The 24,143-nt window shown below is 70.9% G+C and carries 18 protein-coding genes; 8 read left to right on the forward strand and 10 right to left on the reverse strand.

The window, feature by feature from the left end; all coding sequences use genetic code 11:
• Positions 1 to 29: 29 nt before the first annotated feature.
• Together GA0070619_RS08885 and GA0070619_RS08890 are read right to left on the reverse strand one after the other, a co-directional pair.
• A complete protein-coding gene (locus GA0070619_RS08885) occupies positions 30 to 911 on the reverse strand; it encodes a GNAT family N-acetyltransferase (RefSeq protein WP_197699618.1) in 882 nt (293 codons plus the stop codon).
• Positions 912 to 915: 4 nt separating this feature from the next.
• Complete coding sequence (locus GA0070619_RS08890; RefSeq protein WP_088947619.1) at positions 916 to 2,169, reverse strand: helix-turn-helix domain-containing protein; 1,254 nt, start codon at positions 2,167 to 2,169, stop codon at positions 916 to 918.
• Positions 2,170 to 2,531: 362 nt separating this feature from the next.
• Here GA0070619_RS08890 and GA0070619_RS08895 point away from each other — a divergent pair, with 362 nt between their 5' ends.
• Positions 2,532 to 3,734, forward strand: coding sequence for a fatty acid desaturase family protein (locus GA0070619_RS08895; RefSeq protein WP_088947620.1), 1,203 nt, complete (start codon positions 2,532 to 2,534; stop codon positions 3,732 to 3,734).
• On the forward strand, positions 3,731 to 4,867 hold the full coding sequence (locus GA0070619_RS08900) for an aminotransferase class V-fold PLP-dependent enzyme (RefSeq protein ID WP_157743955.1): 1,137 nt from the start codon (positions 3,731 to 3,733) through the stop codon (positions 4,865 to 4,867). Before GA0070619_RS08895 ends, GA0070619_RS08900 begins: the two co-directional genes overlap by 4 nt.
• A 50-nt stretch (positions 4,868 to 4,917) precedes the next feature.
• Here GA0070619_RS08900 and GA0070619_RS08905 read toward each other — a convergent pair whose 3' ends face one another.
• The 5 genes from GA0070619_RS08905 to GA0070619_RS08925 form a co-directional block, all read right to left on the reverse strand.
• Positions 4,918 to 6,186 (reverse strand): helix-turn-helix domain-containing protein, encoded by a 1,269-nt coding sequence (locus GA0070619_RS08905; RefSeq protein WP_088947622.1) that lies wholly within the window; start codon positions 6,184 to 6,186, stop codon positions 4,918 to 4,920.
• A gap of 206 nt (positions 6,187 to 6,392) precedes the next feature.
• The gene (locus tag GA0070619_RS08910) at positions 6,393 to 7,808 is read right to left on the reverse strand and encodes a glutamine synthetase family protein (RefSeq protein WP_172862006.1); all 1,416 of its coding nucleotides are present in this window, start codon (positions 7,806 to 7,808) and stop codon (positions 6,393 to 6,395) included.
• Complete coding sequence (locus GA0070619_RS08915) at positions 7,805 to 8,551, reverse strand: thioesterase II family protein (protein ID WP_197699620.1); 747 nt, start codon at positions 8,549 to 8,551, stop codon at positions 7,805 to 7,807. Before GA0070619_RS08915 ends, GA0070619_RS08910 begins: the two co-directional genes overlap by 4 nt.
• A gap of 5 nt (positions 8,552 to 8,556) precedes the next feature.
• Complete coding sequence (locus tag GA0070619_RS08920; protein WP_088947625.1) at positions 8,557 to 10,524, reverse strand: non-ribosomal peptide synthetase; 1,968 nt, start codon at positions 10,522 to 10,524, stop codon at positions 8,557 to 8,559.
• 79 nt (positions 10,525 to 10,603) lie between these two features.
• Positions 10,604 to 13,612, reverse strand: a complete 3,009-nt coding sequence (locus tag GA0070619_RS08925) for a type I polyketide synthase (protein WP_088947626.1) — start codon at positions 13,610 to 13,612, stop codon at positions 10,604 to 10,606.
• 174 nt (positions 13,613 to 13,786) lie between these two features.
• On the opposite strand from GA0070619_RS08925, the gene GA0070619_RS08930 reads away from it, so the two are divergent.
• The 5 genes from GA0070619_RS08930 to GA0070619_RS08950 all read left to right on the forward strand — a co-directional run bounded on the left by GA0070619_RS08930 (position 13,787) and on the right by GA0070619_RS08950 (position 21,082).
• Positions 13,787 to 17,035, forward strand: a complete 3,249-nt coding sequence (locus GA0070619_RS08930) for a non-ribosomal peptide synthetase (RefSeq protein WP_157743957.1) — start codon at positions 13,787 to 13,789, stop codon at positions 17,033 to 17,035.
• Complete coding sequence (locus GA0070619_RS08935; protein WP_088947627.1) at positions 17,032 to 18,276, forward strand: cytochrome P450; 1,245 nt, start codon at positions 17,032 to 17,034, stop codon at positions 18,274 to 18,276. Before GA0070619_RS08930 ends, GA0070619_RS08935 begins: the two co-directional genes overlap by 4 nt.
• Before the next feature lie 113 nt (positions 18,277 to 18,389).
• Entirely contained in the window at positions 18,390 to 18,797 is a 408-nt protein-coding gene (locus tag GA0070619_RS08940; RefSeq protein WP_088947628.1) for a RidA family protein, read from the forward strand.
• Positions 18,797 to 19,780, forward strand: coding sequence for an alpha/beta hydrolase (locus GA0070619_RS08945; RefSeq protein WP_172862007.1), 984 nt, complete (start codon positions 18,797 to 18,799; stop codon positions 19,778 to 19,780). The genes GA0070619_RS08940 and GA0070619_RS08945 overlap by 1 nt, the downstream gene beginning before the upstream one ends.
• A 663-nt stretch (positions 19,781 to 20,443) precedes the next feature.
• Complete coding sequence (locus GA0070619_RS08950) at positions 20,444 to 21,082, forward strand: CGNR zinc finger domain-containing protein (protein ID WP_088947629.1); 639 nt, start codon at positions 20,444 to 20,446, stop codon at positions 21,080 to 21,082.
• A 305-nt stretch (positions 21,083 to 21,387) separates the two neighbouring features.
• On the opposite strand, the gene GA0070619_RS33780 is transcribed toward GA0070619_RS08950, so the two are convergent.
• On the reverse strand, positions 21,388 to 21,522 hold the full coding sequence (locus tag GA0070619_RS33780; protein WP_255508804.1) for a hypothetical protein: 135 nt from the start codon (positions 21,520 to 21,522) through the stop codon (positions 21,388 to 21,390).
• A 333-nt stretch (positions 21,523 to 21,855) separates the two neighbouring features.
• Here GA0070619_RS33780 and GA0070619_RS08955 point away from each other — a divergent pair, with 333 nt between their 5' ends.
• The gene (locus GA0070619_RS08955) at positions 21,856 to 22,212 is read left to right on the forward strand and encodes a nuclear transport factor 2 family protein (RefSeq protein WP_088947630.1); all 357 of its coding nucleotides are present in this window, start codon (positions 21,856 to 21,858) and stop codon (positions 22,210 to 22,212) included.
• Between the two features lie 82 nt (positions 22,213 to 22,294).
• Here GA0070619_RS08955 and cspE read toward each other — a convergent pair whose 3' ends face one another.
• The gene (gene cspE, locus GA0070619_RS08960; protein WP_013283833.1) at positions 22,295 to 22,498 is read right to left on the reverse strand and encodes a transcription antiterminator/RNA stability regulator CspE; all 204 of its coding nucleotides are present in this window, start codon (positions 22,496 to 22,498) and stop codon (positions 22,295 to 22,297) included.
• A gap of 343 nt (positions 22,499 to 22,841) precedes the next feature.
• Positions 22,842 to 24,095: an iron-containing alcohol dehydrogenase gene (locus tag GA0070619_RS08965; protein ID WP_088947631.1), complete on the reverse strand. Its 1,254-nt coding sequence runs from the start codon at positions 24,093 to 24,095 to the stop codon at positions 22,842 to 22,844.
• Between the last annotated feature and the right edge of the window lie 48 nt (positions 24,096 to 24,143).

Raw genomic sequence — 24,143 nt, forward strand, 5'->3', positions numbered from 1 at the left:
CCCACACCGGACGGCTCGGGCCCCGCTGGCTAGAGGAAGTGGCCGCTGGCCAGGTACGGCGTGGGTTCCGTCATGCCCCGCAGCGCCAGGTAGCCCTCCTGGCCGATGTCCAGCCGGGCGGCGAGCCCCACGTCGATCGCCCAGTGGTTGGCGGTGGTGATGCAGTTGATCAGCGTCGGCCCGCGCGACGAGGCCAGCGCCTCCCACAGCAGCGAGGACGCCGTCTGCGGGTCCTGGGCCGCCAGCAGCTTCGCCTGCCCGAGATCCTCGTCGATGAACACGTACCCCTGCCGACCCGACTGCCGGGACACCACCAGACGCATCCGGCGAATCATGTATTCGTGGTCAGGGCCGTGCCCGGCGCCGCGCCGGCTCACGTCCAGCCGATCCATCCACTCGATGTCGTTCTCGTCGCCCTCGCTCAGGCCGGAGACCGTCGGCAGCGTGGACCGGTCCACGCTGCCCACCATGCGCATCTGCGGATAGAGCAGGAAACCCGCCAACCGGTAGCGGCGGGTGGCCCCGGGGTGCACTGTCGACGAGAACAGCCCCGGACGCCCATCGGCATGGGCCAGGACGGCGTCCATCAGCTGTCGGCCCAGCCCGCGCCCCTGGTGCTGGGGCAGCACGCCGTACGTGGCCAGATACCAGACCTGTTCCCGATTCTGCGAGATGGCGAAGCCGACCATGTCGTCACCGTCCATGGCCGCCCAACAGCCGCCCGGATCGGTCTCCACGAGGTACGACATCCGGTCGATCCACTGCTTGCCCACCGCGGCGGACCGGGGCTGAACCTCCGGCTCGCTCACCCGGCGGCTGAGCCGGTCGCCTTCGAAGAAGGTCACCGCCGAGGCTCGCTCGGCGGCTGGCACGTCCTCGACCCGCATCGGCCTGATCTGCGTCTCTCCCACGATCTCAACCGTCCTTTCCGCTGCTCGCCGGTGGTCGCGCGCTCATTCCCCGTAGCCTGGCCGACGCCGACAGTGTCTCGGCCAGACTGCGCCAGGCCTCCGCCGCCAACTCCAGGTTGTGCGCCGCAGTGGCGTTGTGCGCCAGCCGCTGCAGGTGCGCGATGCCGGCCTCGGTGTCGCCTCCGACGATGGAGAGGCGGCCGCGCAGCACCTCGATCCGCAGCCGATCCCGGAACGACAGGCGCCCGTCCGAGTCGTCGATCCTGCCGGCCAGATCCTGGGCCTCGGCGAACCGCCCCTCCTCGAACGCCAGGTGTGCCTGCAGGGAGAGCATCTCCTGCTGGTGCAGCTCGGACCCGATCATCCGCAGCACGGGGGCGACCTCCTCCAGGCGGGCACGTGCCTCCGCAACCTGTGCCGGGGTGCTCTGCAGGTACAGCGAAGCAGCGGCGAGCCTCAGTCGCACCCACAGCTTGAGATCTTCGTGGCTGTCCAGCAGTCGCAGTGCCTGTTCCAGCATCTCCTGCGAGGCACGGTAGTCACCCTGGCGCATGCTGACCGTCGCCGATGCCCACAGCGCCTCCACGTACGCGGTGCCCGGAGTGCCTTCGGTGAGGGCGCACAGCAGGTCGGCGTGCCGGCGTGCCTCGCTCAGCCGGCCCGCCTCGGCCTCGGTGGGGATCAGCACGTGCAGGGCGGCCGTCCGGTCCGGCAGAGCGAGCGCGGTGGACAGTTTGACGGCCCGCTCGGCGTACTCGCGGGCCTTCACGATGTCGCCGAGGACCCGCAGGCAGCGCGACATCCGGGTACATGTGCGCACCAGCAGTTCGGGCACGTCAAGTTCCTCGGCCAGCGCGAGCAGTTCGGTAAGCAACGCGTACGCCGCCTCGTGCGCGCCCTCGTCACTGCGCAGCCCGGCCAGCAGCCACAGGGCCTGCCAGCGCAGCTCCGGCGCGCGTCCGTCGTCGAGGCGGAGCGCCTCGGCCACGCGTTCGGCGCTGTCGGTCTGCACACCCGACGTGACCGAGGCGAGCACGATTGCCAGTGTTGCCGACATCGGCTGGGAGAGGAACGCGGCCTCCTCGACCCCGAGCCGCTCTGCCAGGTACGCCACCACACGTGGCGTGGGTTGCCGGGCGCCCGACTCCAGCCGCGACAGATAGCCGGTGGAGATGTAATCCCCCGCGAGTGCAGCCTGCGACAGTCCGCGTCCCAATCGGAGGGCCCTCAAGCGTCGACCGAACTGCGGCTGATCCAATGTCTCATCCCTGAGGTGTGGGAGGCGGTGCCACTCGGCATCGACTCACATCTGCCGAGACACGCAATCACGGCAGAATGCAGACGGGTTGCGGCATCACGAATGTGATCCCCCCAGCGCCTCTTGGTGGCTTGACCGTAGTCGTGGAATAGCGGCCTTGTCAACGTCAGGCAACAGCATTGTCAAAGACGTTGCCGTCCTCTACCGTCGTCGCTGAGCGCCACCCTGTCCCAGCTCGCCATCCATTCCGCCAGCCGCCGGCTGGTCCCGCGGCCGGTCGCCAGCGGGCGCTGGGTTCGCCACTGCTGGCGGCCTTTTGCCACGTGCACATTCCGGCGCGTGCCCTCTGCGAGGAGTCTCGAATGGCCTCGGTGAACACCCTCAGCCCGCCCACCGACCTCGACTTCAGCAAGCTGTCTCCCGAGATCCGGCGCGAGCTGCGCAAGCTGTGCCGGTTGGACAACCACCACGGAATACTCGGCGTCCTCTTCGACTACGCGGTCGTGGCATTCGCCGTGTATCTCAGCGTGGGCGTGTCGTACTGGTTCTACCCGGTGTCCCTGGTGCTCATCGGGTCCACCCAGCGTGCCCTGGTCAACCTCCTGCACGAAGCGTCGCACAAGGTGCTGGCACGCAATCAGACCTTGAACCTGGTGCTCAGCACGGTCTTCACCGGGCACCTGGTGTTCCACATGCACAACCCCTACCGCAGCTCACACATCGGCCTCCATCACCGCTACCTCGGGGACCGGGAGAAGGACCCCGACTACAGCTTCCACGTGGAGTGCGGCATCTACGATCCGGGCGGCTCCAACCGGGCCTTCTTCCTGCGCAACATTCTCCTTGCGGCTCTGGGTCTGCGAACCCTCGAGTATGTCCGCTACGTGGTGGAGGACCGGCTGCTGTTCCGCGAGGACCAGATTGCCGTCTCGATGCCGATCAGCCTGCGGGCCGAGCGCTGGCTGCTGCTCGGAGTATGGACGGTGCTGCTGACCCCGATCGTGTCCGGCGGCTACCTGCTCGAATTCGTCCTGTTCTGGATTGTGCCGCTGTTCACCACCGCGGTCGCCATCGGCTGGCTGTCCGAACTGGCCGAACACTTCCCGTTGCCGGAGAGCGAGAACAGGCAGATCCTGATGACCCGCAACCGCCACGGCTGGGCCATCGAACGGTTCCTGCTTGGGCGCCACAACGACAACTACCACCTGGTTCACCACCTCAACACCGGCGTGCCCTTCTGGAACATGAAGAAGGCCCACCGGATCCTGCTCGGCGATCCGGCTTACGCGTTGTGGGACGGGATGTGGGCCGGCATCATGACCCGCTCGCCGGGCCGCAGGGACAAGGAAACGCTGATCAGTTACGCCGGGAAATACCGCGAGTGGCGTCGCACCGGCGGCGATCCCGGCGACCCGGGGCAGCGCAGTTTCGCCGAGATCGCCGCGCTGGCCAGGCACTCGTGGACGCCGCCACCGCAACCACAGCCGGCACCGCTGCCCGCGCCGGCACGACCAGTGGCGGCGGCGCCTGCGGAGTCGCCGGTACCGGCCAGGGCCCGACGATGACGGCTGGCATGATCCACCTCAACACCGCCGGCGCGGGCCTGCCGGCCCCCGGCGTCACGGCCGCGATGACCGGCTACCTCGAGGCGGAGGCCACGGCCGGGCCGTACGAAGCCGAACAGGCCCGCGCCGACGATCTCACCCACCGGGTGTACGCCGTGCTCGCGGACCTTGTCGGTGCGCAAGCGGAGCACATCGCCCTGTTCGCCAGTGCCACCGACGCGTGGTGCCGGATCGCGTGCCATCTCACCCTGCCCCAGGGAAGTCGAATCTGGACGACCCCCTACGAGTACGCGGGCAACCTCATCGCCCTGCAGCGGCTTGCCGCCCGCCGCAAGTGTTCCCTCGAGGTGATCCCGGTGGGCGGCACCGGCGACCTGGACCTGGAGTGGATGCGCGCCCACCTCGACGATCGGGTGGCGCTGGTGTCCGTGGTCCATATGCCGTCGGCGGTCGGGCTGATCCAGCCGGTCGAGCAGATCGGCGCGCTGCTGGCCGGCTCCGCGGCGGTGTACGTGGTGGACGCGTGCCAGACGGTGGGCCAGATCCGCGTCGACGTCGATGCGATCGGCTGCCACGCGCTCACCGCGGCGGGCCGCAAGTTCCTGCGCGGCCCGCGCGGCACCGGCTTCGCCTACCTGCGCCCCGACCTGTGGGACCGGATCGACCCCGTGTTCTACGACCTGCACGTCGCGCAGGCGCTTTCGCTGCACGAGCACCGGTGCGACGTGGACACGGCGGCCCGGTTCGAGACCGCCGAACGTGGCAACGCCGCGGTACTCGGCCTGCTCGCCGCCGCCGAGTACGCCCGCGCCGCATCGCTGGCGCCGACGGCCGAGGTGTACGCGGCACTGACCGCCACCATTCGGCAGACACCCGGTGCCCGGCCACTGATGCCCGGTAGCCGACACAGCGGCATCGCGTCCTTCACGCACGACCGGCTGCCGCCGGAACGGATCCGTGACGCCCTCGCCGACGACGGGCTCAACACCTGGGTCGGCGTGGGCGCGCACACTCCGCTGTACCTGGCCGCGGCCGGGATCGAACGGTTCGTGCGCACGTCGGTGCACCACTACAACAGCCTTGCCGACATCGAGGCGTTCGGCCGGTCGCTGCGCCGGATCTGCGCCGCCTGACCGATGTTGAAATGGCCTGCCGTCGAGGGGCGAACGGGCACCGGACCGGTTCAGCCGGTGGCGGCTCGGCCGGCGAGGGCAGGGCCGTCACCGTACGGCTTGGCCAGGGTCTCCGCGAGGTTGCGCCACAGCTCGGCGGCGAGCTCGACGTTGTGGGCCTCGTCGGCCTGGCGGGCGAGGTCCTGCAGCGCCCGGATGCCGCCCTCGGCCTCACCGCCCAGAATGGACAGACGCGCGTGTAGGGCGGCGAGCTTGAGCCGATCGCGGAACGACAGCAGCGAACGCTGGGAGGCGGCCGCCTCGCACAGCACGCGCGCGTCGTCGAGCCGCCCCTCGGCGAACGCCAGGTGAGCCTGGAGGCTCTGCAACTCCTGGTGCTGACGCTCGGTGCCGATCAGGTTCAGGACCGGGCCGACAGCATCGAGTGCGGTGCGGGCCTGCGACGGCTGCGCCGGAGTGATCTGCAGATACAGCGAGGCGGCGGCCAGGTGCAGCCGGATCCACAGCTGCAGGTCGTTGCGGCTGTTCGCGCCGGACAACGCCTCCTCCAGATAGGCGATGGCGCCGGCGTGGTCACCCTGGCGGGTGCGGACCGTCGCGGCCGACCAGAGTGCCTCGACGTGCAGCGTCCCGCCGGCAGGCTTGGTGAGGTGGCACAACTCGTCGGCGTGGGTGCGGGCCTCATCGAGCTGGCCCGCCTCGGCCAGCGCGGAGACGAGGGCCTGCAGGGTCGCCGCGCGGTCGGTGAGCGACAGCTCGTCGGCGATGCTGTGCGCCTGCTGCGCGTACTCCCGGGCGCCGGTGGTGTCGCCGAGGGTGCGCAGGCAACGCGACAGCTGGGTCTGCGCGCGGGCCAGCAGCGGCGCGACGCCGAGTTGCGTGCTCAGCTTGACCAGCTCCTCCAACAGGTGGCGCTGCTCGTCGCGCTCGCCGGCGTCACCGCGGATCTCCGCGAGCAGCCAGAGCGCCTGCCAACGCTCGGCCGGGTCTCGCTGGCCGTCGGTACGCAGCGCCTCGGCCAGTGGTTCGGCGACGCGGTCGTCACCGCTGGCGGAGATCATCGCGGCCAGGATCTGGGTGAACGGGGAAGCTTGCACGACGTTCACCGGGTCGGCGTTCGGGTCTTCCAGGACCGAGGCCGGCACGCCGAGGCGCTGCGCGAGGTACGCCACCACACGGGGGGTCGGACGCCGGGCCCCGGACTCGAGGCGGGAGAGGTAGCCGGTGGAGATTCCACCCTTTGCCAGCGCCGCCTGGGAAAGGCCGCGCTTTTCGCGCAGTGCGCGAAGCCGGGGCCCGAACTCGGACTGCTGCAGCATCTCCAACCCCCAAGGCCAAGGTCTCCGACAACCGACATCAAGCGCCGCAGGTATGACCGCCGGTAATGACTCGGCATTGCCACCGACGGTATGTGGTTGAAAAGGAGTATAGCCACGCCGACGGGCCGCGTGACAGCGTGCCGGCACAGGGGTTGCCTCCACGGGTTGCCGGCGCGTTGCCGCGTCGGCAACCCTGCGTATCCGGGTCAGAACCGGGTGTTGTGCAGGGCGTACACCTCCGACTCGGGCATCGCCGCCAGGTCGCGAACGTCTGCGCGCTTGATCGCGGTGTAGAGGTCCCGGCGGGGCGAACCCAGCACCGACATCAACAGCTCGTCGCGCTCCAACGCGGCAACCGCCTCAGCCAGGCTGGCGGGCAGGACGGTGACCCCGCGGCGCCGCAGTTCCGCGTCGGACAGGGTGTTCGGGTCGACGGTCAGTGGCGGGCCTGGATCGAGCCGCCGCCGTACCCCGTCCAACCCGGCATGGATGACGGCGCCCAGCGCCAGGTACGGGTTGGCGGTGCCGTCGCATGGCTTGATCTCGACGTTGGTGGTGCCGGACTCGTCGCCGCCCAGCACCGACGGGACCCGGACCGCGGCCTCGCGGTTGTCGAAGCCGTAACACCCGTAGGCACCGGCCCACCTGCCCCGCACCAGCCGCGCGTAACTGTTGACACTGGGGCACAGCAGGGCGGTGAGCGCTGGCAGGTGCGTCAGCACCCCGGCGATGAAGTGGTGCGCGACGTCCGACAGCCCCGCTCCGGGCGCGGCGAACGCGTTGCCGTCGCGCCAGAGGGACACGTGCAGGTGGTTGCCATTGCCGCGCAGCCCCGACAGCGGCACCGGGGCGAACGTGGCGCGCAGCCCGTGCTGCCGGGCCAGACCACGGGTGAGTATCCGCTGCCACACGTGGTTGTCGGCGGCACGCAGTGCCGGGGCGGGCCGGACCGTGACCTCGTGCTGGCCCGGAGAGGTCTCCGGGTGGTACTGCTCCACCGCCACACCGACCGAGCGCAAGGCGCGGATCAGCGCGATCACGTAGCCGTTGGTGACGTCGAACGCCTCGTTGTCGAGCGTGAGCCCGTCGTCGAACGGCACCCCGTCGCGCAGCAGCGTGAACTCCGGTTCGAACGCGGCCACGACGGCGTACCCCTCCTGGTGGGCCTCGGCCACGGCGTCGCGGAGGAACGCCCGCGGACACGCACCCCACGGGGCGCCGTCCCTGGTGAGCAGGTCACCGAGCATCGCCGCGGAGCCCGGCGCGTGCGGCAGCAGCGCCAGGGTGTCCGGGTCGGCGGAGATGCGCACCTCGTCCATCACCGCGAACCCCGGCACCGGCTGGGCCTGGTCCAGCAGGCTCGCCGCCTGGCGACCCACCGACAGCGGCACCCCCGACCGTAGCCGGCCGGGGAGCACCTCCCGGCCCACGCCCTTGCCCCGGAGGATCCCGTTGTGGTCCACCCACAGGAAGCGGACGATCTCCAGGTCGTGCCGCTCGACCAGTGCCAGGACGTCCGCCGCGGTCCGGCGCGGCGACCCGTCCACGGGACCGACGTCGTCGGCGGGTGAACGGGGCAGGCCGGTGGTCACAGATCCCAGCGCGGCGGAGGTGATCGTCACGGCCCACTCCTCACCGGCGCGGGCAGGCAGTCGCCCAGCAGCGCCAGCGGTGGCTCGGCCACCAGGTAGAAGTGGTCGCCACGGACACCGTACGCGCGGACCGTCCCGGTGGTCAGCGTCGACCACGGGCGGCAGTCGGCGTCGTCGTCGGCGTCGCCCACGATCGTCGTCACCGGGCACCGCAGCATCGGCCCCGTTCCCGGTTCGTACGCGTGGAACATCCGGCCGTCGGCACGCACGTACGGCAGGACCAACTCCTGGAACTCGGGGTCGGCGGCCAACTCCGGGTCCGTGCCGCCGAGCGTCAGCAGGCGCTGCACGACCGCCGCGTCGTTCAGGTCGTCCGGGTCCGACAACTGCTCCGGCCCTGGGTACGGCGCGTCGCGCGATCCCGACGCGAACAGGTGGAACGGCTCGATCCCACGCTCCTGCAGCGCGACAGCGGTCTCCAGGGCGATGGCCGCGCCCATGCTGTGACCGAACAGGATCAGCGGCCGGTCCGCCAACGGCACCAGCGCCTCGGTGATCTGCACGGCGAGCTGGCGAAGGTCGGTGGGCGGCGGTTCGGCGATCCGGTGCGCGCGACCGGGATAGCAGACAGCGTGCACCTCGACGCCGGGCAGACGCCCGCCCCACGAATGGAACATGGCGGCGGAGCCGCCCGCGTGGGGGAAGCACACCAGACGCACGTCCGGGTCGGTGAGCGGCGCTGGGCACCGCAGCCAGGTGGTGGATTCGCGCATCGTCATCACTCTGCCTCCTGCATCAGGCCGGTACGCCGGGCGCGCAGCGCGCGGGCCCGCTGGGCACGGGCGGAGCGTGCCTCGCCGGTGGCCGTGTCGGCGTCAGCCGCGTCGCCGCCGTCGCGCAGCAGCGCCACCTGCGACGCCACAGTGGTGTGCTGGAACAGGGCGACCACCGACAGCCGGCACCCGGTACGCCGCTCCAGCGTGTCTCGTAGCCGGAACATCGCCAGCGAGTGACCGCCCAGGTCGAAGAAGTTGACGTTGGCGGGGACGTCGTCGCGCTGCAGCACATCGGTCCACGCCGCACTGACCTGCACGGCCAGCTCGGCCGGGTCCGCTGTGGGCGGTCGGGCCGGTCCGGCCGGCGTCGCCGCCTCGGCGGTCACTGGGCCGGCGTCGGCCAGGCCGCGCAGTGCGGCCCGATCGGTCTTGCCGTTGGCCGTGCGCGGGAAGTGGTCCAGGACCACGATCCGGCTCGGCACCATGACCGCCGGAACCCGGTCGGCCATCTGCCGTCGCAGGGACTCCGGAGCAGCTCCGGCGGGGGAGAGGACGAAGCCGACCAGCTCGGTGTCACCGGCGGCGGGGACGACCACGGCCTCGCGGACGCCGGGCAGCGCGCACAGCTGTGCCTCGACGGCCGAAAGCTCGATCCGATGACCGCGGACCTTGACCTGATGGTCCCGGCGACCGAGGAACTCCAGGGTGCCGTCGTTGGTCCACCGGCACAGGTCACCGGTGCGGTACATCCGCTCGCCTGGGATGGCCGCGAACGGATCGTCGCGGAACGCCCGGGCCGTGGCCTCGGGCCGCCCGTGGTAGCCGCGGGCCACACCGGCGCCGGCCACGTACAGCTCGCCCGACTCGCCGACGGGGACCGGGCACAGCTGCTCGTCCAGGAGGTACACCCGGGCGCCTGGGATGGGGCGGCCGATGGTCACCGGGGCTGGTGCGGTGAAACGCTGGTAGGTCGCCCACACGGTCGCCTCCGTCGGGCCGTACTCGTTCACCAGCTCGCAGCGACCGGAGGTCTCGACGAAGTGCCGCTCCACCAGCTCCTGCGGCAGGGCCTCACCGGCCACGATCGCGGTCCGCAGCGACTCCAGGCGGCCCCCTCCCATGCGCGCGGCGGCATCGAGCAGGTAGCTGTACAGCGAGGGGATGCACAGCAGATGGGTGGCCCTGTGGTCGTCGACCAGTCTGACCAACTGCTCCGGGTCGCGTACCTGCGCGCCGGTTGCCACGATCAGGCAGCCGCCTGCGGTCAGCGTGCCCCACAGGCCGGCCACCGAGGAATCGAAGCTGAGCGGGGACACCAGCAGGAACGTGGGTTCGCCCGGGTAGACCAGGCGCCGGGCCAGGGTCGAGGCGGCCAACTGCCCGTGCTCGACCACCACGCCCTTGGGCTCCCCGGTGCTGCCGGAGGTGTAGATGAGGTACGCCGAGTCGGCGAGCAGCACGGGGACGTCGACCGGTGCCCCGTCGGTGCCGGCGGCGGTGTCGCCTGCCGTGACCGGCACCAGGGGCAGGCCCGTGCCCGCCAGGCGGTCGGCGGTGCCGTCACTGACCAGGGCCGCGCTGACCTGGGCATCGGCGAGGATCTCGGCCAACCGCTGGTCGGGCTGGCCGGGGTCCAGGGGTACGTACGCCGCGCCGCAGCGCAGCACGGCGAGGATGGCGGCGACGGTGGCCGTGCTGGCTTCGGCGAGGACCGCCACCCGGTCGCCGCGGCCCACACCGGCGTTCGTGAGCGCGGCGGCGATTCGGGAGCTGCGTGTGCCGAGTTCGGCGTAGCTCATCTCGTCGGTGCCGCAGCGCACCGCCGGCCGGGACGGCGTGCGCGCGGCCACCGCGGTCACCAGGTCCGGCACCGGCGGCAGCGGACCGTCCGGCAGGGGACCGCCGAGGTACGCCGGGCACGGCAGGTCGGCCGGTGTGCCCAGCGGCGGGGTTATCGACAGCGTGGTCATGGACGAGCTCCTTCTTCCCTGGTGACAAGGGTGCGGACGGAGGTGCGGTAGCGGCGGACGGTGGCCGCCCCGGCGTCGATCAGCCAACCGCGACAGGTGCGCGGTCGCTGTCGACCAGGGCTCGGCACATCGACGTGTGATCGCCGAGCGTCGGGCGGGTCATGAGGTCGCGGATCGGCACCCGGATGCCGAGTTCGGTGCGTAGCCGGCGAGCCAGGTGGGTGATGCTCAGCGAGTCGCCGCCCAGCGCGAAGAAGTCGGCGTCATCGGACAACTGGTCCCGACCGAGCAGATCGGTCCACAGCCGGCCGAGCAGCGACGGCACGTCCTGCTCGAAGGCCCCGGCCGGGCGATCGGTGCCAGGCGCCGCGCCGATGCCATCGTCGCGCCCGGTCGCAAACACGGTCGCAGCCGAAGCCGCGGCGGTGACGGGCAGCGGGACGACAGCCGACGGGTTGTGCCCGGCGGGCGCCGGTCTGGCCTCGACGGCCAGGTGGCGTGGCCCGTGGAAGGCGTAGCCGGGAAGGTGGACGCGGCGCCCGGTGGGCCACGTCGCGTCGATGTCCACCGGCTGACCGACGGTCCACAGTCGTCCCAGGGCGTCGGGCACCGCCTCGTCGTCGGCGCCGGGCCGACCGCCGCACAGCGGCACGGCGGTGAGGCCGCCGCTCTCCGCCAGAATGGACAGTGCGTGGCCTGGCCCGACCTCGACCACGACCGCATCGGTGAACCGCTCGCCCAGCCGTTGCAGTGATGGTCCGAACCGCACCGTGTGGCGCGCCTGTGCGGTGAACAGGGTCGCGCCAACAGGGGCTCCCGGGAGGAGCAGTTCACCGCTGTTGGTTGCCCACGGCAGCGTGGGCGGTCCGAGTCGCATCCCGGCCAGTGCCTCCCGCAGTGGCGCAACCGCGGCGTCGACGAGCGCGGTGTGGAACGCGCGCCGGCTGCGCAGCCGCCGCGCACGCACCCGGCCGCTCAGCCAGGCCTCAAAAGCGTCGACGACGTCCGGCGGGCCGGCCACCACGGTGTGGTCGGGAGAGTTAACGGCGGCGGTCTCCAGCGCCAGGCCGGATGCGTGTACCAGGTCAGCGGTGTCCTGTTCGCCGCAGGTCAAGGCGAGCATGGCACCGGGTGGGCACTGCTGCATGGCCGCCCCGCGCACGGTCACCAGCCGGGCGGCGTCGGCCAGGTCGAGCACACCGGCCACGCACGCAGCGGTGATCTCGCCGAGACTGTGCCCGGTGACGGCCGCCGGGTGCAGGCCGAGCCCGCGCAGCGCCATCGCGGCGGCGTACTCCACAGCGAACAGGGCGGGCTGGGCCAGGGCGGTCTCGGCCAGGTCGTCGGCGGGGAAACCCGGGTCGAGCAGCGCGCGGCCGACCAGTTCAGCGGTGGTGGGGTCGTACTCGTCGAGCACTGTCGCCAGCGCGGCGCTGAAGCCGGGCAGGTCGGCGGCCAGCGGCCGGGCCATGCCGGGGTACTGGGCGCCCTGCCCGGGAAAGGCGAACACCAGCGGTGCCGGGCCGGTCGCGGGTACGCGGCCGCGCGCAGTGGTGCCACGGGAGGCCAGCCGCTCGGCGAGTTCGTCGGTGTCGGTTCCGATGACGGCGAGTCGCTCGGCCAGGTGTGCTCGGCCGGTAGCCAGGGTTCGCACCACGTCCTGCGGCAGGACGTCGTGGGTGCGGAGGTGCGCGGCGAGCCGGGTGGCGGCGCGGTCCAGCGCGGCACCATCGGCTGCGGACAGCACGACCAGGTGGCGGCCGGTGCTGGCGCCGCGGCGGGCGGTGCTGTCGACCGGGGGCTGCTCCACGACCACGTGGGCGTTGGTGCCGCCGACGCCGAACGCGCTGACCCCGGCGCGCCGAGGTTCCGTGCCGGGCCATGACCGAGCCTGCCCGGGCACGTACAGCGGCGACCCGTCGTGTTCGAGGAGCGGGTTGAGCGTGCTGTGCCCGGCGACCGGAGGGATCACCCCTTCCCGGACCACCATGATCGCCTTGATCAGGCCGGCCACACCCGCGGCGTTGTCGAGGTGGCCGGTGTTCGCCTTCAGCGCGCCGACAGCGACCTGGCCGGGGCGGGCACCACTCGCGCGCAGGGCCGCGGATGCGGCCGCCCACTCGATGGGGTCGCCGATGCGGGTGCCGGTGCCGTGGCTCTCCAGGTATCCGATGGAGTCGCCGTCGACGTCGGCGGCCCGCAGGGCAGCGCGGATGACGGCCTGTTGGCCTTCGACGGACGGCGCGTAGTAGCCGGCCTTCGCCGAGCCGTCGTTGTTGATGGCGGTACCCAGGATGACCCCGTGCGGAGCGGGACCGTCGTCGAGGGCGTCGGCGAGGCGCCGCAGCACCACGCAGGCGACACCGGATCCGGCGACGATGCCGTCGGCGCTCGCGTCGAACGGGCGGCAGTGGCCGGTGGGGGAGTGGATGCCGCCCGGCACGTGCAGGTGCCCCGCCTGTGGGAAGGCCATCCCGGCGGCGACCACGAGCGCCTGGTCGCAGTCGCCGTTGAGCAGTGCCTGCGCGGCGAGGTGTACCGCCACCAGCGACGACGAGCAGGCGGTCTGCACCGCCAGTGCGGGGCCGTTCAGGTTCAGCCGGTAGGACAGGAGGCTGGCCAGGAAGTCGGGCTCGGTGCCGTGCAGCGCGTCCTCCAGTGTCAGCGGCGTGAGCTGGCCGCCGGCCACCATCCGCCGCAGGTAGTCGCTGCTGCTGGCGCTGGCGAACACACCGGTGGTGAGGCCGGTGTCGAGCGGGTTGGCGCCGGCGTCCTCAAGGGCCGACCAGGCGCACTCCAGCATCAGCCGGTGCTGCGGGTCGAGCATCTCGGCCTCGCGCGGGCTCATCCGGAACAGCACGTGGTCGAACCGGTCGGCGTCGGCGAGGTGGCCGTGCACCGCCACGTAGTCCGGGTCGTCGAGCAGGTCCGGGGGCACCCCTTCGGATGCGAGTTCCTGTCGCTGGTAACGACGGGTGAGCACCTGGCCGGCAGTGAGAGCGTCCCACCACTGGGTCAGCTCCGATGAGCCGGGAAACCTGCCGGCCATGCCGGATACGGCGATGTCGAGGGAACGGTCGCGTGCCATGCACCCACCTTTGATCGGTCACCAGGAGCACCGTCCGGCGTGGATCGATGCGGTCTACATGCCCGGGCTTGCCAGTAGGTTGCCAGACTAGGCAATGTCATGGCAACGTTCGTGTTGAACATGGCGACGCACGTCGCCTGATCACCCCGAGAGGTACCGACGAGGGGAAACAGCGTGCACGCAGACCCGCGATGGTCGGTCGGCTCGCCCAACACCGCTCCGGCGGAAGGGCTGCACCAGACCGTGGCCCGGCAGGCGCGGTGCCGACCCGGCGCCGCCGCCGTCGTGGAGGGCCCTCGCACGATCACGTACGCGCAGCTCGACGCCGCCGCGGATGCCTGGGCGGCGGGCCTGGTCGCCGCCGGGGTGCGACCCGGCGACCGGGTGCCGATCCTGCTGCCACGCAGCGCCGACCTGGTCGTCGCGCTGCTGGCAGTGCTCAAGACCGGAGCCGCCTACTGCCTGCTGCCGCCGGACTGGCCCGCGCCGCGCCTCGACGCCGTGCTCACGGACCTGCGGCCCCCACTGGTGGTCACCGGCACCGAACCAGCCGGAGACCTTGCGGCGCCGGCATGGCCGATCTCGGCCGCACCGGTCAGCGCGGGCCCCGGTTTCCGGTCTGTGGCCGTCGCCGCTGCCGACCCGTGTTGCGTCTTCTTCACCTCCGGCACGACTGGTCGGCCGAAGGGGGTGGTCAGCCCGCACGGGGCCACGGCCCGCCTGTTGCAGCCCGGCGGCTTCGCCCGCTTCGACCACCGGACGGTGATCCCGCTCGCGGCCGCCACCCCCTGGGACGCGTTCTCCCTCGAACTGTGGTCCGCCCTGCTCAACGGCGGCACCTCGGTGATCGTGGCCGATCCCTACCTGTCGGCGTCGGCCCTGCGCCACGGGGTGGCCCGGCACGGTGCGAACACCGCGTGGTGCACCGCAAGCCTGTTCAATCTGATCATGGACGAGGCGCCCGACGCGTTCGAGGGCCTGGACCAGGTGATGATCGGCGGGGAGCGGTTGTCCGTGCCGCACGTACGCCGGTTCCTGGCGCTGTATCCCGACACCGTCCTGCTCAACGGTTACGGCCCGGTCGAGTGCACGGTCTTCGCGACCACCCACCGCATCGGCGCCGACGACTGCGAGCGGCCCGGCGGCATTCCGCTCGGGCGACCCGTGCCCGGCACCGAGGTGTACGTGTTGGACGGACAGCGCCCCTGCGCTGTCGGCGAAACCGGCGAGATCTGCCTGGCCGGCGACGGCCTGGCGATCGAGTACCTCGGTGACCCCGCCCTCACCGCCGTCAAGTTCACCCGGATCCGCGTCGGCGATCGTGACGTCCGCGTCTACCGCACCGGCGACCTCGGCACCTGGGACGAGGACGGACTGCTGCACCTGAGCGGCCGCGCCGACCGTCAGCTCAAGATCCGTGGCAACCGGGTGGAGCCGGCCGAGGTCGAACGCCAGATCGAGGAACTGCTCTCCGACGTACGGCACTGCCGGGTGGTGGCCCGCGCCACCGGGCGCGGCGACCGGGAGCTGGTGGCGTTCTGCGTGCCCGTCCGCGACGGTGACCCGCTGCCCGATGCGACGTCCCGGATCCGCGACGCGCTCGTCGCCTACCACCGTCCGGCCGCAGTGGTCAGCGTCGGCGCGTTTCCGCTCACGGCCCAGGGCAAGCTGGACGAGCGGGCGCTGCTGGCGCTGCTGACACCCCCCGCCGTCAACTCCGACCCGGTCGCGGGCTGCGACCCGGCCACCCTCGGCGACCCGGTGCTGCGTGACGTCGCCGAGTGCTCCGCCGCCGTCCTCGGTGTCGGCACGATCCCGCTGGACACGCCGTTCCCCGAGATGGGCCTGACCTCGCTCGACGCCGGCCGGGTGTGTGCCCGTCTCTCGGCGCGCACCGGCATTCCGGTGCCGGTGTCCTGGCTGTACGAGTACCCGACAGTCACCGGCCTTGCTCGCCGGCTGTCCGACGCGACCGCCGTCCCGGGGGCAGGGCGGGAGGCGGCCCTGTCAGTACCCGACGACGACGCGGCCCCGCTGACCGCCGTCCAGGTCATGCAACTGACCCGGGAACTGCTGAACCCGGCCGACCGTACCGGGCACTGCCTGCTCAGCTGGGTCGTCGAGGGCGAACTCGACAGGTCGGCCCTGTCCGTCGCGATCGCTGCCGTACACCTGCGCCACGAGTCACTGCGCGCGGCATACCTGCTCGACCCGGAGCCGGCGGCGTATCCCGACGACGTGCCGGCGCCCGCGCTGACTGTGCTGCCGCCGCAGGCCGGCGTCGACGCGGCCCTCGCCGCCGCCCGCGAGGTGCTCGCCGCGCCGCTGGCACCGCAGGACGCCCAGGTGTGGCACACCGTCCTCGTGCCTGTCGACGTGCCGGAGCCGGCAGCGCCCACGGCCGTGTTCGGATGCGCGGTGCACCACGTCGCCTTCGACGGCTGGTCCGAGGCCGTCCTCGCCAACGATCTCAGCACCGCGTACCGGATCGCCCTGGGCGGCGCCAACCCCGACCGGGTCGCGGTCGCGCTCGGGCCCGGCCCGGCCCTGGCCGACCTGGTCCGCGCCGAACTGGCCCGCTGCCGGCTGGCCGAGCCCGAACGCCGCCTCGCCGAGGTGCGCGCCGCCCTGGCGGGTGTGCCGCCGTTGCGGTGGTCGTCCGATCCGTCAACCCTCGACGGCGACGGCACGGGTTCCGACGGCCGCGTCGCATTCGCCGAGTTCGCCGCAGCCGACGGTGCGACCGCGTTCGACCCCTCCACCGGCACGACGGCACCAGCTGCGATCGTGCCGATCAGGTCGCGTCGGCAACCCGAGCGGGTCGAGGTCAGGCTGGCCGCGGACGCCCTCGCGGCCGTTGACGCCGCCGCCGCAGCAGCCAACGTCACCCGCTTCGTCGTCCTCCTCGCCCTCTGGGCGGCCAGCGTCGCCGACGTCACCGGCCAGCGGGACGTCGCCTTCGGGGTGCCGGTGGCCCGCCGCGACGACCCCGCCCTGGAAGGCGCGATCGGCTGCCACATCACCATGGTCTGCCTGCGGCTGCGCGATGCCGCGTGCGCCGGCGACACCGGTGCCGTCCGGATCGTGGGCCGCAACGTCCAACAGATGCTCGCGGCCCAGAGTCTGGCCGGATTCCACCTGCTCGGCGAGGCTGGGCGGCCACCGGCGTACCAGACGCTGTTCGCCTACCAGAACAATGCCTTACCCGAGCTGGAGCTTCCGGACGCCCGCGTCACCTTCGTCCGGCAGCCGTATCTCGACCTGCCCTTGGACTTGCACGCCGAGCTGTGGCCCGACGGCGAGGGCCTGCGGCTGGAGGTCACGTACAACCCCGCGGTGGTCACCGAGAAAACCGCGGCCGACCTCGCCAAGCACTTTTCCGAGTACGTGTACAGCCAGGCGACGGGAGCAGTCCGGCCATGACCATCAGCACCATTCCGGCCACCACCACCGAGCCAGCGGAGACCGACGCGTCCGGCCGGGCCATTGCCGGCACGCCGCCGCTGTCCCAGCTCACCGACTCGGACCTGTACGCCACCGGCGATCCGCACCCACTGTGGGCGTGGATGCGCGCCGAAGCCCCGGTGCACTGGCAGCCCGCGACCGAGCTGCCCGGATTCTGGTCACTGACCAGGCATGCGGACATCCGCGCGGTCTACCAGGACAGCGCCACGTTCAGCTCGGCGCAGGGCGTGCTGCTGCGGCCAGCCGCAGCCGGCCCCGATCCGGGCGGCAACCTCACGCTCGCGCTCACCGACGCCCCCCGCCACAAGCAGTTGCGGACGCTGATGGCCGGTTGGTTCAACACCCGCGCGGTGCGGGCGTTGGAGGGCTACGTGCGCGCCAGTGTCCGAGGCGTCCTGGACCGCGCGGCAGAGCAGGACACCTGCGACTTCGCCACCGACGTGGCGGGACGGCTGTCCCTGATGACGATCGCGCACATCCTCGGGGTGCCCGAAGACGACCACGACAAGCTGTACCGATGGACCGACGAGGCTTTCGCGGCCCACAGCTCGCTCGTCTCCCACCCCGACATCGTCGACTACTTCATGGACCTGCTGTACCGCCGGATGGAGGAACCGACCGACGACCTGGTGAGCGCGCTGCTGCACGGCACCGTGGGCGGTGACCTGCTCACCGAGATCGAGGTCGTGCTCAACTGCGAGAACCTCATCGGTGCCACCGAGAACGGCCGGCTGGCCCTCATTGGCGGGGCACAGGCGTTACTCGAACACCCGCAGCAGTGGAAACGCCTCGCTCAGGACCGTGCGCTGTTGCCCAGCGCGATCGAGGAGATCATGCGGTGGACATCGAGCGCCACCCACAGCGTGCGGACCGCCACGCGCCCGTACGAACTGCGCGGGCAGCGCATCGCCCCCGGCGACAAGGTCGTGCTCTGGCTTCCCTCCGCCAACCGTGACGAGGACGTGTTCACCGACCCGTACGAGTTCGACATCACGCGTACGCCGAATCGGCACATCGCCCTCGCCGTCGGTGAGCACTTCTGCATCGGTGCCACGCTGGCCCGGGCACAGATGCGGGTGCTCTTCTCCGAACTGCTCGACGGGGCGTACGCGATCGAGTTGGACGGCCCGGTCCGCCGGGTCAGCTCGATCGCTGTCAACGGCACGGAGAGCCTGCCGGTCCGGCTGCGGGCACGGTAACCGGCGACCACCGCCGCGCCCGCCCGGCAATCAGGCCCTGATCGCTCGGCGTCCTGGAGCCGCGGTGGTCGTCGCGTACGCCCGCACCATCACCGAATCCTCGGGAGGACACTGTGCCAACACCCCGCATCACCCACCTGGCCGAGCCCGCCGGTGTGCAGCCAAGCTCCGGCTACACCCACGTCGTCGTCGCGCGGGGCCGGCTCGCCGCCATCGCCGGGCAGATGGCGTTCGACGCCGATGGGGAGCTGGTCGGCCCCGGCGATCCCGAGGCGCAGGCGCGGCAGGTCTTCACCAACATGGGCCGCTGTCTCGCCGCAGCCGGCGGCAGCTTCGACGACGTCGTCAAGCTCACCTGGTTCGTCACCGACGTCGCGTTCGTACCGACGGTGCTGGCGGTGCGCGACGAGTTCATCGACACCTCCCGGCCACCGGCCAGCACCGTCGTGCAGGTGGTCGCGCTCTACCGCCCGGACCTGCTGCTCGAAGTGGACGCTCTGGCACTGCTGGAGGAGGCGTGATGACCGGGACCGCGGCCGCCGCAGCCCCACCACCGTTCGACCCCGAGTTGGCCGGTCCGCTGTCGGAGATCCTGTCCGAGCTGCCGATGCCACTCACCGCCGACCTGATCGCCGACCGACGGCAACGCTCCCGGACCGGCCGTCTGACCGACGCGCAGATCCGCCGCGATGGGGCGTTCGAGATCGAGGAACGGAAGGTCCCCGGCCCGGCCGGTGCCCCTGACATCACTCTGCTGATCTGCCGACCGGTGGGCGTCACCACGCCGGTTCCGGTGGTCTACCACACCCACGGCGGCGGCATGGTGGCCGGCAGCCACCGCAGCACCGAGCTGATCGGCGAGCTCGACCGAGCTCAGGCGCTCTCCCTCGCCGTGGTGTCGGTCGAATACCGGCTCGCGCCCGAGCACCCGGATCCGGCCCCGGTGGAGGACTGCTATGCCGGGCTGCTGTGGCTCGCCAGTCACGCCACCTCCCTCGGCCTTGATCCCGAGCGGATCGTCTTGAGCGGTAACAGTGCCGGTGGCGCCCTGGCTGCCGGCCTGGCCCTGCTCGCGCGGGACCGCGGTGGTCTCAGGCCCAAGGGGCAGCTGCTGCAGTTCCCGATGCTGGACGACCGGTGCGCCTCGGACTCCTGCCGTCAGCTCGGCCGGGTCGGCCTGTGGGACGGGCTGTCCAATGAAGCGGGCTGGACCGCGCTGCTCGGCGAGCGCCGAGGCCTGCCGGCAGTGTCCTGTTACGCCGCTCCGGCGCGGGCGACGGACCTGTCCGGTCTGCCGCCAGCCTTCATTGAAGTGGGCTCGGTTGAGGCGCTGCGCGACGAGGGCATCGAGTACGCGAGCCGGATCTGGCGTGCCGGCGGGCAGGCCGAACTGCACGTCTGGTCGGGCGCGTTCCACAGTTTCGACGAGTGGGTACCTACCGCCACGGTGTCTCGAACCGCCCACCAGGCCCGCGTTGGCTGGCTGAAGCGGGTGCTCGGCTGACCGAGGCCGGCCAGCAGCCGCGGGGGAGCCGGGTCACCGCCGTGTGGGTGGTCCCGGCTCGACGCATGGGTGGGGATCTACGCTGTCCGAGACAACGGACTTGGCATATGCGAGGCAACACGGGAGGTCTCCCGTGTCTGTGCTCTGGTCGATGAATGTGCGGCTACGTGCCGGTGGCATGGCCGTCCTGTCCCTATCTGTGCCGTATTTCCGCACCTTAACCGTAGTTGCCTAAACGGAGATTCACTCGTGCCAACCTCTGGCAAAACCTTGCCAAGCCATGGTGCTCCAGATAGGTTGGTCGTACCAGAGCGGACAACCCGACGCGGTACGACCGCCGGCTTTGCCCTCACCCGCATCCCTCAAATCTGGAGTTGACTGTGCGTAGGTGCGCCATGATCGCCGTTGCCGTCCTCGTCTCCGTGCTGTGCACGACCAGCCCCGCCTCGGCCTCCGACATCGACTGGCCGGTGGCCCCGACCTCCAGCGCGCGGTGACATCGCGGCTCGCCGAACCCGCGGGGAGCCAGCCGTCGCAGGCGGGTGGGTTCGGTCCGTACGGCTCCTGTCCGATCAGGCCAGCGCCATCGACCGGATCACGGCATAGGCCAGGGCTTCGCGGCCGGGTTCGCCTGCCGTCCGAGATGTCGGCGGTGACCAGCTGATGGCCTCCTTCGACGAACCGGACCTGGCCAACGGAGACGCGCTCCGATGGCGGACAGGATCCGACACCGGTGGGCATGAGGGGGCCAGCACGGTCCTCCCTCATGACGCGGCACGGGCACTGGTTGCCGCCGCGGCGCTGGTGAACACGACCGGAGGAGACGGCGTCCAGCCCGACGATGCCGCCCTCAGACGCATTGTCCAGATCCTGGCCTGGGATGAGGGGCCGGCCTGTGACAGGAACGATCTGCAGACGCTCCGCAGCCTCCGCCCCCGCCTCCGTGAACTCTGGCAGGCAACCGGAGACACCGCGGCGAGCGTGGTCAATCAACTGCTCCACGAGTTCAACGCGCTTCCACAGCTGGTCAAATGCGGCAAGTGGGGTTACCGCTTGGAGGTCGCGCCCGCGGATGCGCCACTAGCGGCCCGCTTTGCCATCAGAACATCGATCGCCGTTGCCGACCTGCTTCGTCAGGGAGAGCTTCGCCGGCTACGCTCGTGCGCCCACCCCGAGTGCCACAACGTGATGGTGGACCTCTCCAAGAACAGGTCCAAGAGGTACTGCGACGGTCGTTGCGGAAATCGTGCGGCCGTCGCCGCGTACCGCGCCCGTATGTCGGCCAGCGCAACCAGCGGCTGACAGCGCCGGGATGGTCGGCCCCCGGCGATCCGGGCCGGCGGGGGTGCCCTTGAGCGGGTCGCCGCTGGTCCTCGCGCTCAGCGCGTGCGGATGTACCCGTCGGTGTCGGACGTGGTGTGCACGGCACTGTCCGCTCTGGCAGCGACCGCCCGGACGTGATGTCGTGCAACTTCCCTAGCGGTGTCGGCGAGGGTAGCCGAGCGGCCCTGCCGGAGATCTATGGCCGCTGCGGCAGGTGGGGATCCGACGATCGTCAGCCCCCACCTTCATCGCCGCATTTGGACATTTGAGCGATGCTGCCGGCGTCAGCGCCCGGTGGACACGATGTTTGAAGAATTCCCGTTCTGCTCGTCGCGCTTCAGGCGCTTCGCAGTCTGCTTCTCCTTGATCGTCTTACCCTTCTTCTTGACGTTCGCCTTGCTCGTCGAGTCCTTGGACATGATCGAACCTCCTGGAGCAGGTCGGTGAACGTGCAGCGTGGTACTCGCCTGATCGCGGCGTGCAGGTGACGGAAGACTCGCGCGGCGGCGCGAAGTCTTCACTGCACACTGACCCTACGCTGTTCCAGCTCTTACCAACGTTGGCATGCATCGCCGGTGACGGGCGATGGTTCGTGTCGCCTAACCGACACGAACCCCATCCCTACGGTAAGCGGGTCATGACGGGCATGCCGAAGTTCGGTTGTGCCGCGAACGCCGTGCTGGGCTGACGTTGCCGTTCTGCCGCGAGCGAATCCGCTTGTCTTGTTGCGGGGCGCTGTAGAGGATCGCTGGATGGATCTCCATACTGCGGAACGGCAGCTTCAAGCCGCTCAGCGCGCCGCCGATGTCGAGTCCCTCGACGCGCTTCTGCACCCCCAGGTCGTGGGTGCTGGACCGGATGGCACGGTTTTTACCAAGGAAGATGACCTGGAGAGCTACCGCTCGGGGGCCCTGCGAATCACCAACCTGGTGGAGGAGTCGCTCGACGTCCAGGAAGACGGTGAGACCGGGGTGACCCGCACGGTCGCTGCGGTGGACGCCGTTCAGGGCGGTGCCGTTGTGTCCGCGCGGTTGCGCTACACCCGGCTGTGGGTGCGTGAGGACGGCAACTGGCGGGTGTTGGCCGCCACCTTCGTCCCAGTCCAGTGAGCGTTGAGATGCCGTGGTGAGCGCATGAAACGCCGAACGGCGGCCCGCTGAATCAGTCGGGCCGCCGTTAGCAGAGTGTGGATCAGAGCGGGCGGATGTTCTCCGCCTGCGGGCCCTTCTGGCCCTGGGTGATGTCGAACTCCACCTTCTGGTTCTCGTCGAGGCTACGGAAGCCGCTCGCCGAGATCGCGGAGAAGTGGGCGAAAACGTCGGCGCCGCCGTCGTCCGGGCTGATGAAGCCGAAGCCCTTGTCGGCGTTGAACCACTTCACGGTACCTGTAGTCATGTCTGCTCCTCGCAGGCTGTTAGAGACCGCACTGTGCGGACCCTTACGCCGCTGCGTTGATCACCCGCGTCGAAACGACACGAAAACGAAAAAGCGCCTGGATGGGTTTGATACCCCATCAGGCGCTGAAAAACGTCTACGGAAATCAAAACTGCAACTCGGTTACCGTAGCACATGATCAGCCGCCGCTCCGATGGAGGTGAGTGGACCTGGTCACCTGGCTGCTTCATCGATGCCGCCGGGGGCCACAACCGTGAAGCGAACGTCGACCAGGCCGTCGCCGTCGCGATCACCCCGGCGGCCGGCTCGCGCTCGCCTTGGCCGCCCCACAGGGGACTCGTCGTCATGTGGAAGGCCGGTCACTGTCTCCGCTCGAAGTCAGGACGTGTCGGGTCCGATCCCCGGTCCAGGCCGCTTCGAGGATCGCGGTCAGGCTGGCGGTGTCGGTCGGGCCTGGATGGTTCTGGATCAAGCGGGTGACCCCACTGGCCATTTCCGCGAAGCGCGGGAGGTCGGCGCGTGCCACGCCGATGTCCGCCAAGGTGGGAGGGATGCCGATGTCGGCAAGGAGCCCGTCGAGCCAGGTGAGGAACGTGTCTGCGGCCTCGGCATCCGAGGCGCCGTTCACGTCGAGCCCGCACACCGCGGCGAGGATGGCCAACCGGTCGCTGATGGCATCCCCGGCCGCGTCCAGCGCGTAGGGCAGTAGCAGCCCGACGCCCAGGCCGTGCGGGGTGTGCGTGGCTGCGCCGATGGGGTACTGGAGGGCGTGCGGGGCCGCGTTGCCCGCGTGGGAAAATGCGAGCCCGGCGAGCATGGAGCCGTAGGACATGTCCGCGCGCGCGTCCGTGTCGCCTCCATCCCGGACAGCACGCCGCAAGCTACGGGCGATCCGCTCCGCAGCCAGGAGGGCGTAGTGGTCGGTGATCGGGTTGCGGCCGAGGAACACCTGCTCCACCGGGTCGCGCGGTCCGTGGGCCCGGGGTCGCGCGGTGTAGCTCTCCACCGCGTGACAGAACGCGTCGATGCCGGAGTGGGCGGTGACGTTCGCAGGGCAGGTGTAGGTGAGTTCGGGGTCGACGATGGCGAAGTCGGGCACGATGTGGACGCTGGAAACCCCCACCTTCTGCTCGCGGTCCGGGTCGGTCAACACCGAGACGGGTGTGAGCTCGGAGCCGGTGCCTGACGTCGTCGGGACCGCGACGAGAGGAAGCGTCGGCCCCGGCACCTTCGACTCGCCGTAGAAGTCGCGCGGCGTCCCACCGTGGCGTCGGATGACGCCGACGATTTTGGCGAGGTCAATCACCGTGCCACCCCCGATGGCGAGGATCACGTCGGCGTCCACCTCGGCGGCGACCGAGACGGCCAGGGCCACATCGGAGAGTGGCACGTCTGGAGTCGCGTCGGAAAATACCCCGACGACCTTGACCTTCTCCCGCACGGCGGCCACGATCTCGGCCACGCCCGGCTGCCCCAGAAGAACCTGGTCGGTCACGATGAGGACTCGCGAGCCACTCTCGGCCACCACTCGTGGGATGTTCTGCGCGACCCCTTCGCCCACTATCAGCTGGCGTGGTCCGCGGAAGGTCTCAAGCATGTCAGTGCCTCTCCGGAACGTCGGCGGCGATGTGCTGGGCGGACGTCC

The organism is Micromonospora zamorensis (assembly GCF_900090275.1).
Classification (GTDB): Bacteria; Actinomycetota; Actinomycetes; order Mycobacteriales; family Micromonosporaceae; genus Micromonospora; species Micromonospora zamorensis.

What these genes read in the sequence shown, in the direction of transcription:
- GA0070619_RS08895 (WP_088947620.1), top strand. Translation starts at nt 2,532, where the DNA reads ATGGCCTCGGTGAACACCCTCAGCCCGCCCACCGACCTCGACTTCAGC.
- GA0070619_RS08900 (WP_157743955.1), top strand. Translation starts at nt 3,731, where the DNA reads ATGACGGCTGGCATGATCCACCTCAACACCGCCGGCGCGGGCCTGCCG.
- GA0070619_RS08905 (WP_088947622.1), bottom strand. Translation starts at nt 6,186, where the DNA reads ATGCTGCAGCAGTCCGAGTTCGGGCCCCGGCTTCGCGCACTGCGCGAA.
- GA0070619_RS08915 (WP_197699620.1), bottom strand. Translation starts at nt 8,551, where the DNA reads ATGCGCGAATCCACCACCTGGCTGCGGTGCCCAGCGCCGCTCACCGAC.
- GA0070619_RS08920 (WP_088947625.1), bottom strand. Translation starts at nt 10,524, where the DNA reads ATGACCACGCTGTCGATAACCCCGCCGCTGGGCACACCGGCCGACCTG.
- GA0070619_RS08925 (WP_088947626.1), bottom strand. Translation starts at nt 13,612, where the DNA reads ATGGCACGCGACCGTTCCCTCGACATCGCCGTATCCGGCATGGCCGGC.
- GA0070619_RS08935 (WP_088947627.1), top strand. Translation starts at nt 17,032, where the DNA reads ATGACCATCAGCACCATTCCGGCCACCACCACCGAGCCAGCGGAGACC.
- GA0070619_RS08945 (WP_172862007.1), top strand. Translation starts at nt 18,797, where the DNA reads ATGACCGGGACCGCGGCCGCCGCAGCCCCACCACCGTTCGACCCCGAG.
- GA0070619_RS08950 (WP_088947629.1), top strand. Translation starts at nt 20,444, where the DNA reads ATGGCCTCCTTCGACGAACCGGACCTGGCCAACGGAGACGCGCTCCGA.
- GA0070619_RS33780 (WP_255508804.1), bottom strand. Translation starts at nt 21,522, where the DNA reads ATGTCCAAGGACTCGACGAGCAAGGCGAACGTCAAGAAGAAGGGTAAG.
- GA0070619_RS08955 (WP_088947630.1), top strand. Translation starts at nt 21,856, where the DNA reads ATGGATCTCCATACTGCGGAACGGCAGCTTCAAGCCGCTCAGCGCGCC.
- cspE (WP_013283833.1), bottom strand. Translation starts at nt 22,498, where the DNA reads ATGACTACAGGTACCGTGAAGTGGTTCAACGCCGACAAGGGCTTCGGC.
- GA0070619_RS08965 (WP_088947631.1), bottom strand. Translation starts at nt 24,095, where the DNA reads ATGCTTGAGACCTTCCGCGGACCACGCCAGCTGATAGTGGGCGAAGGG.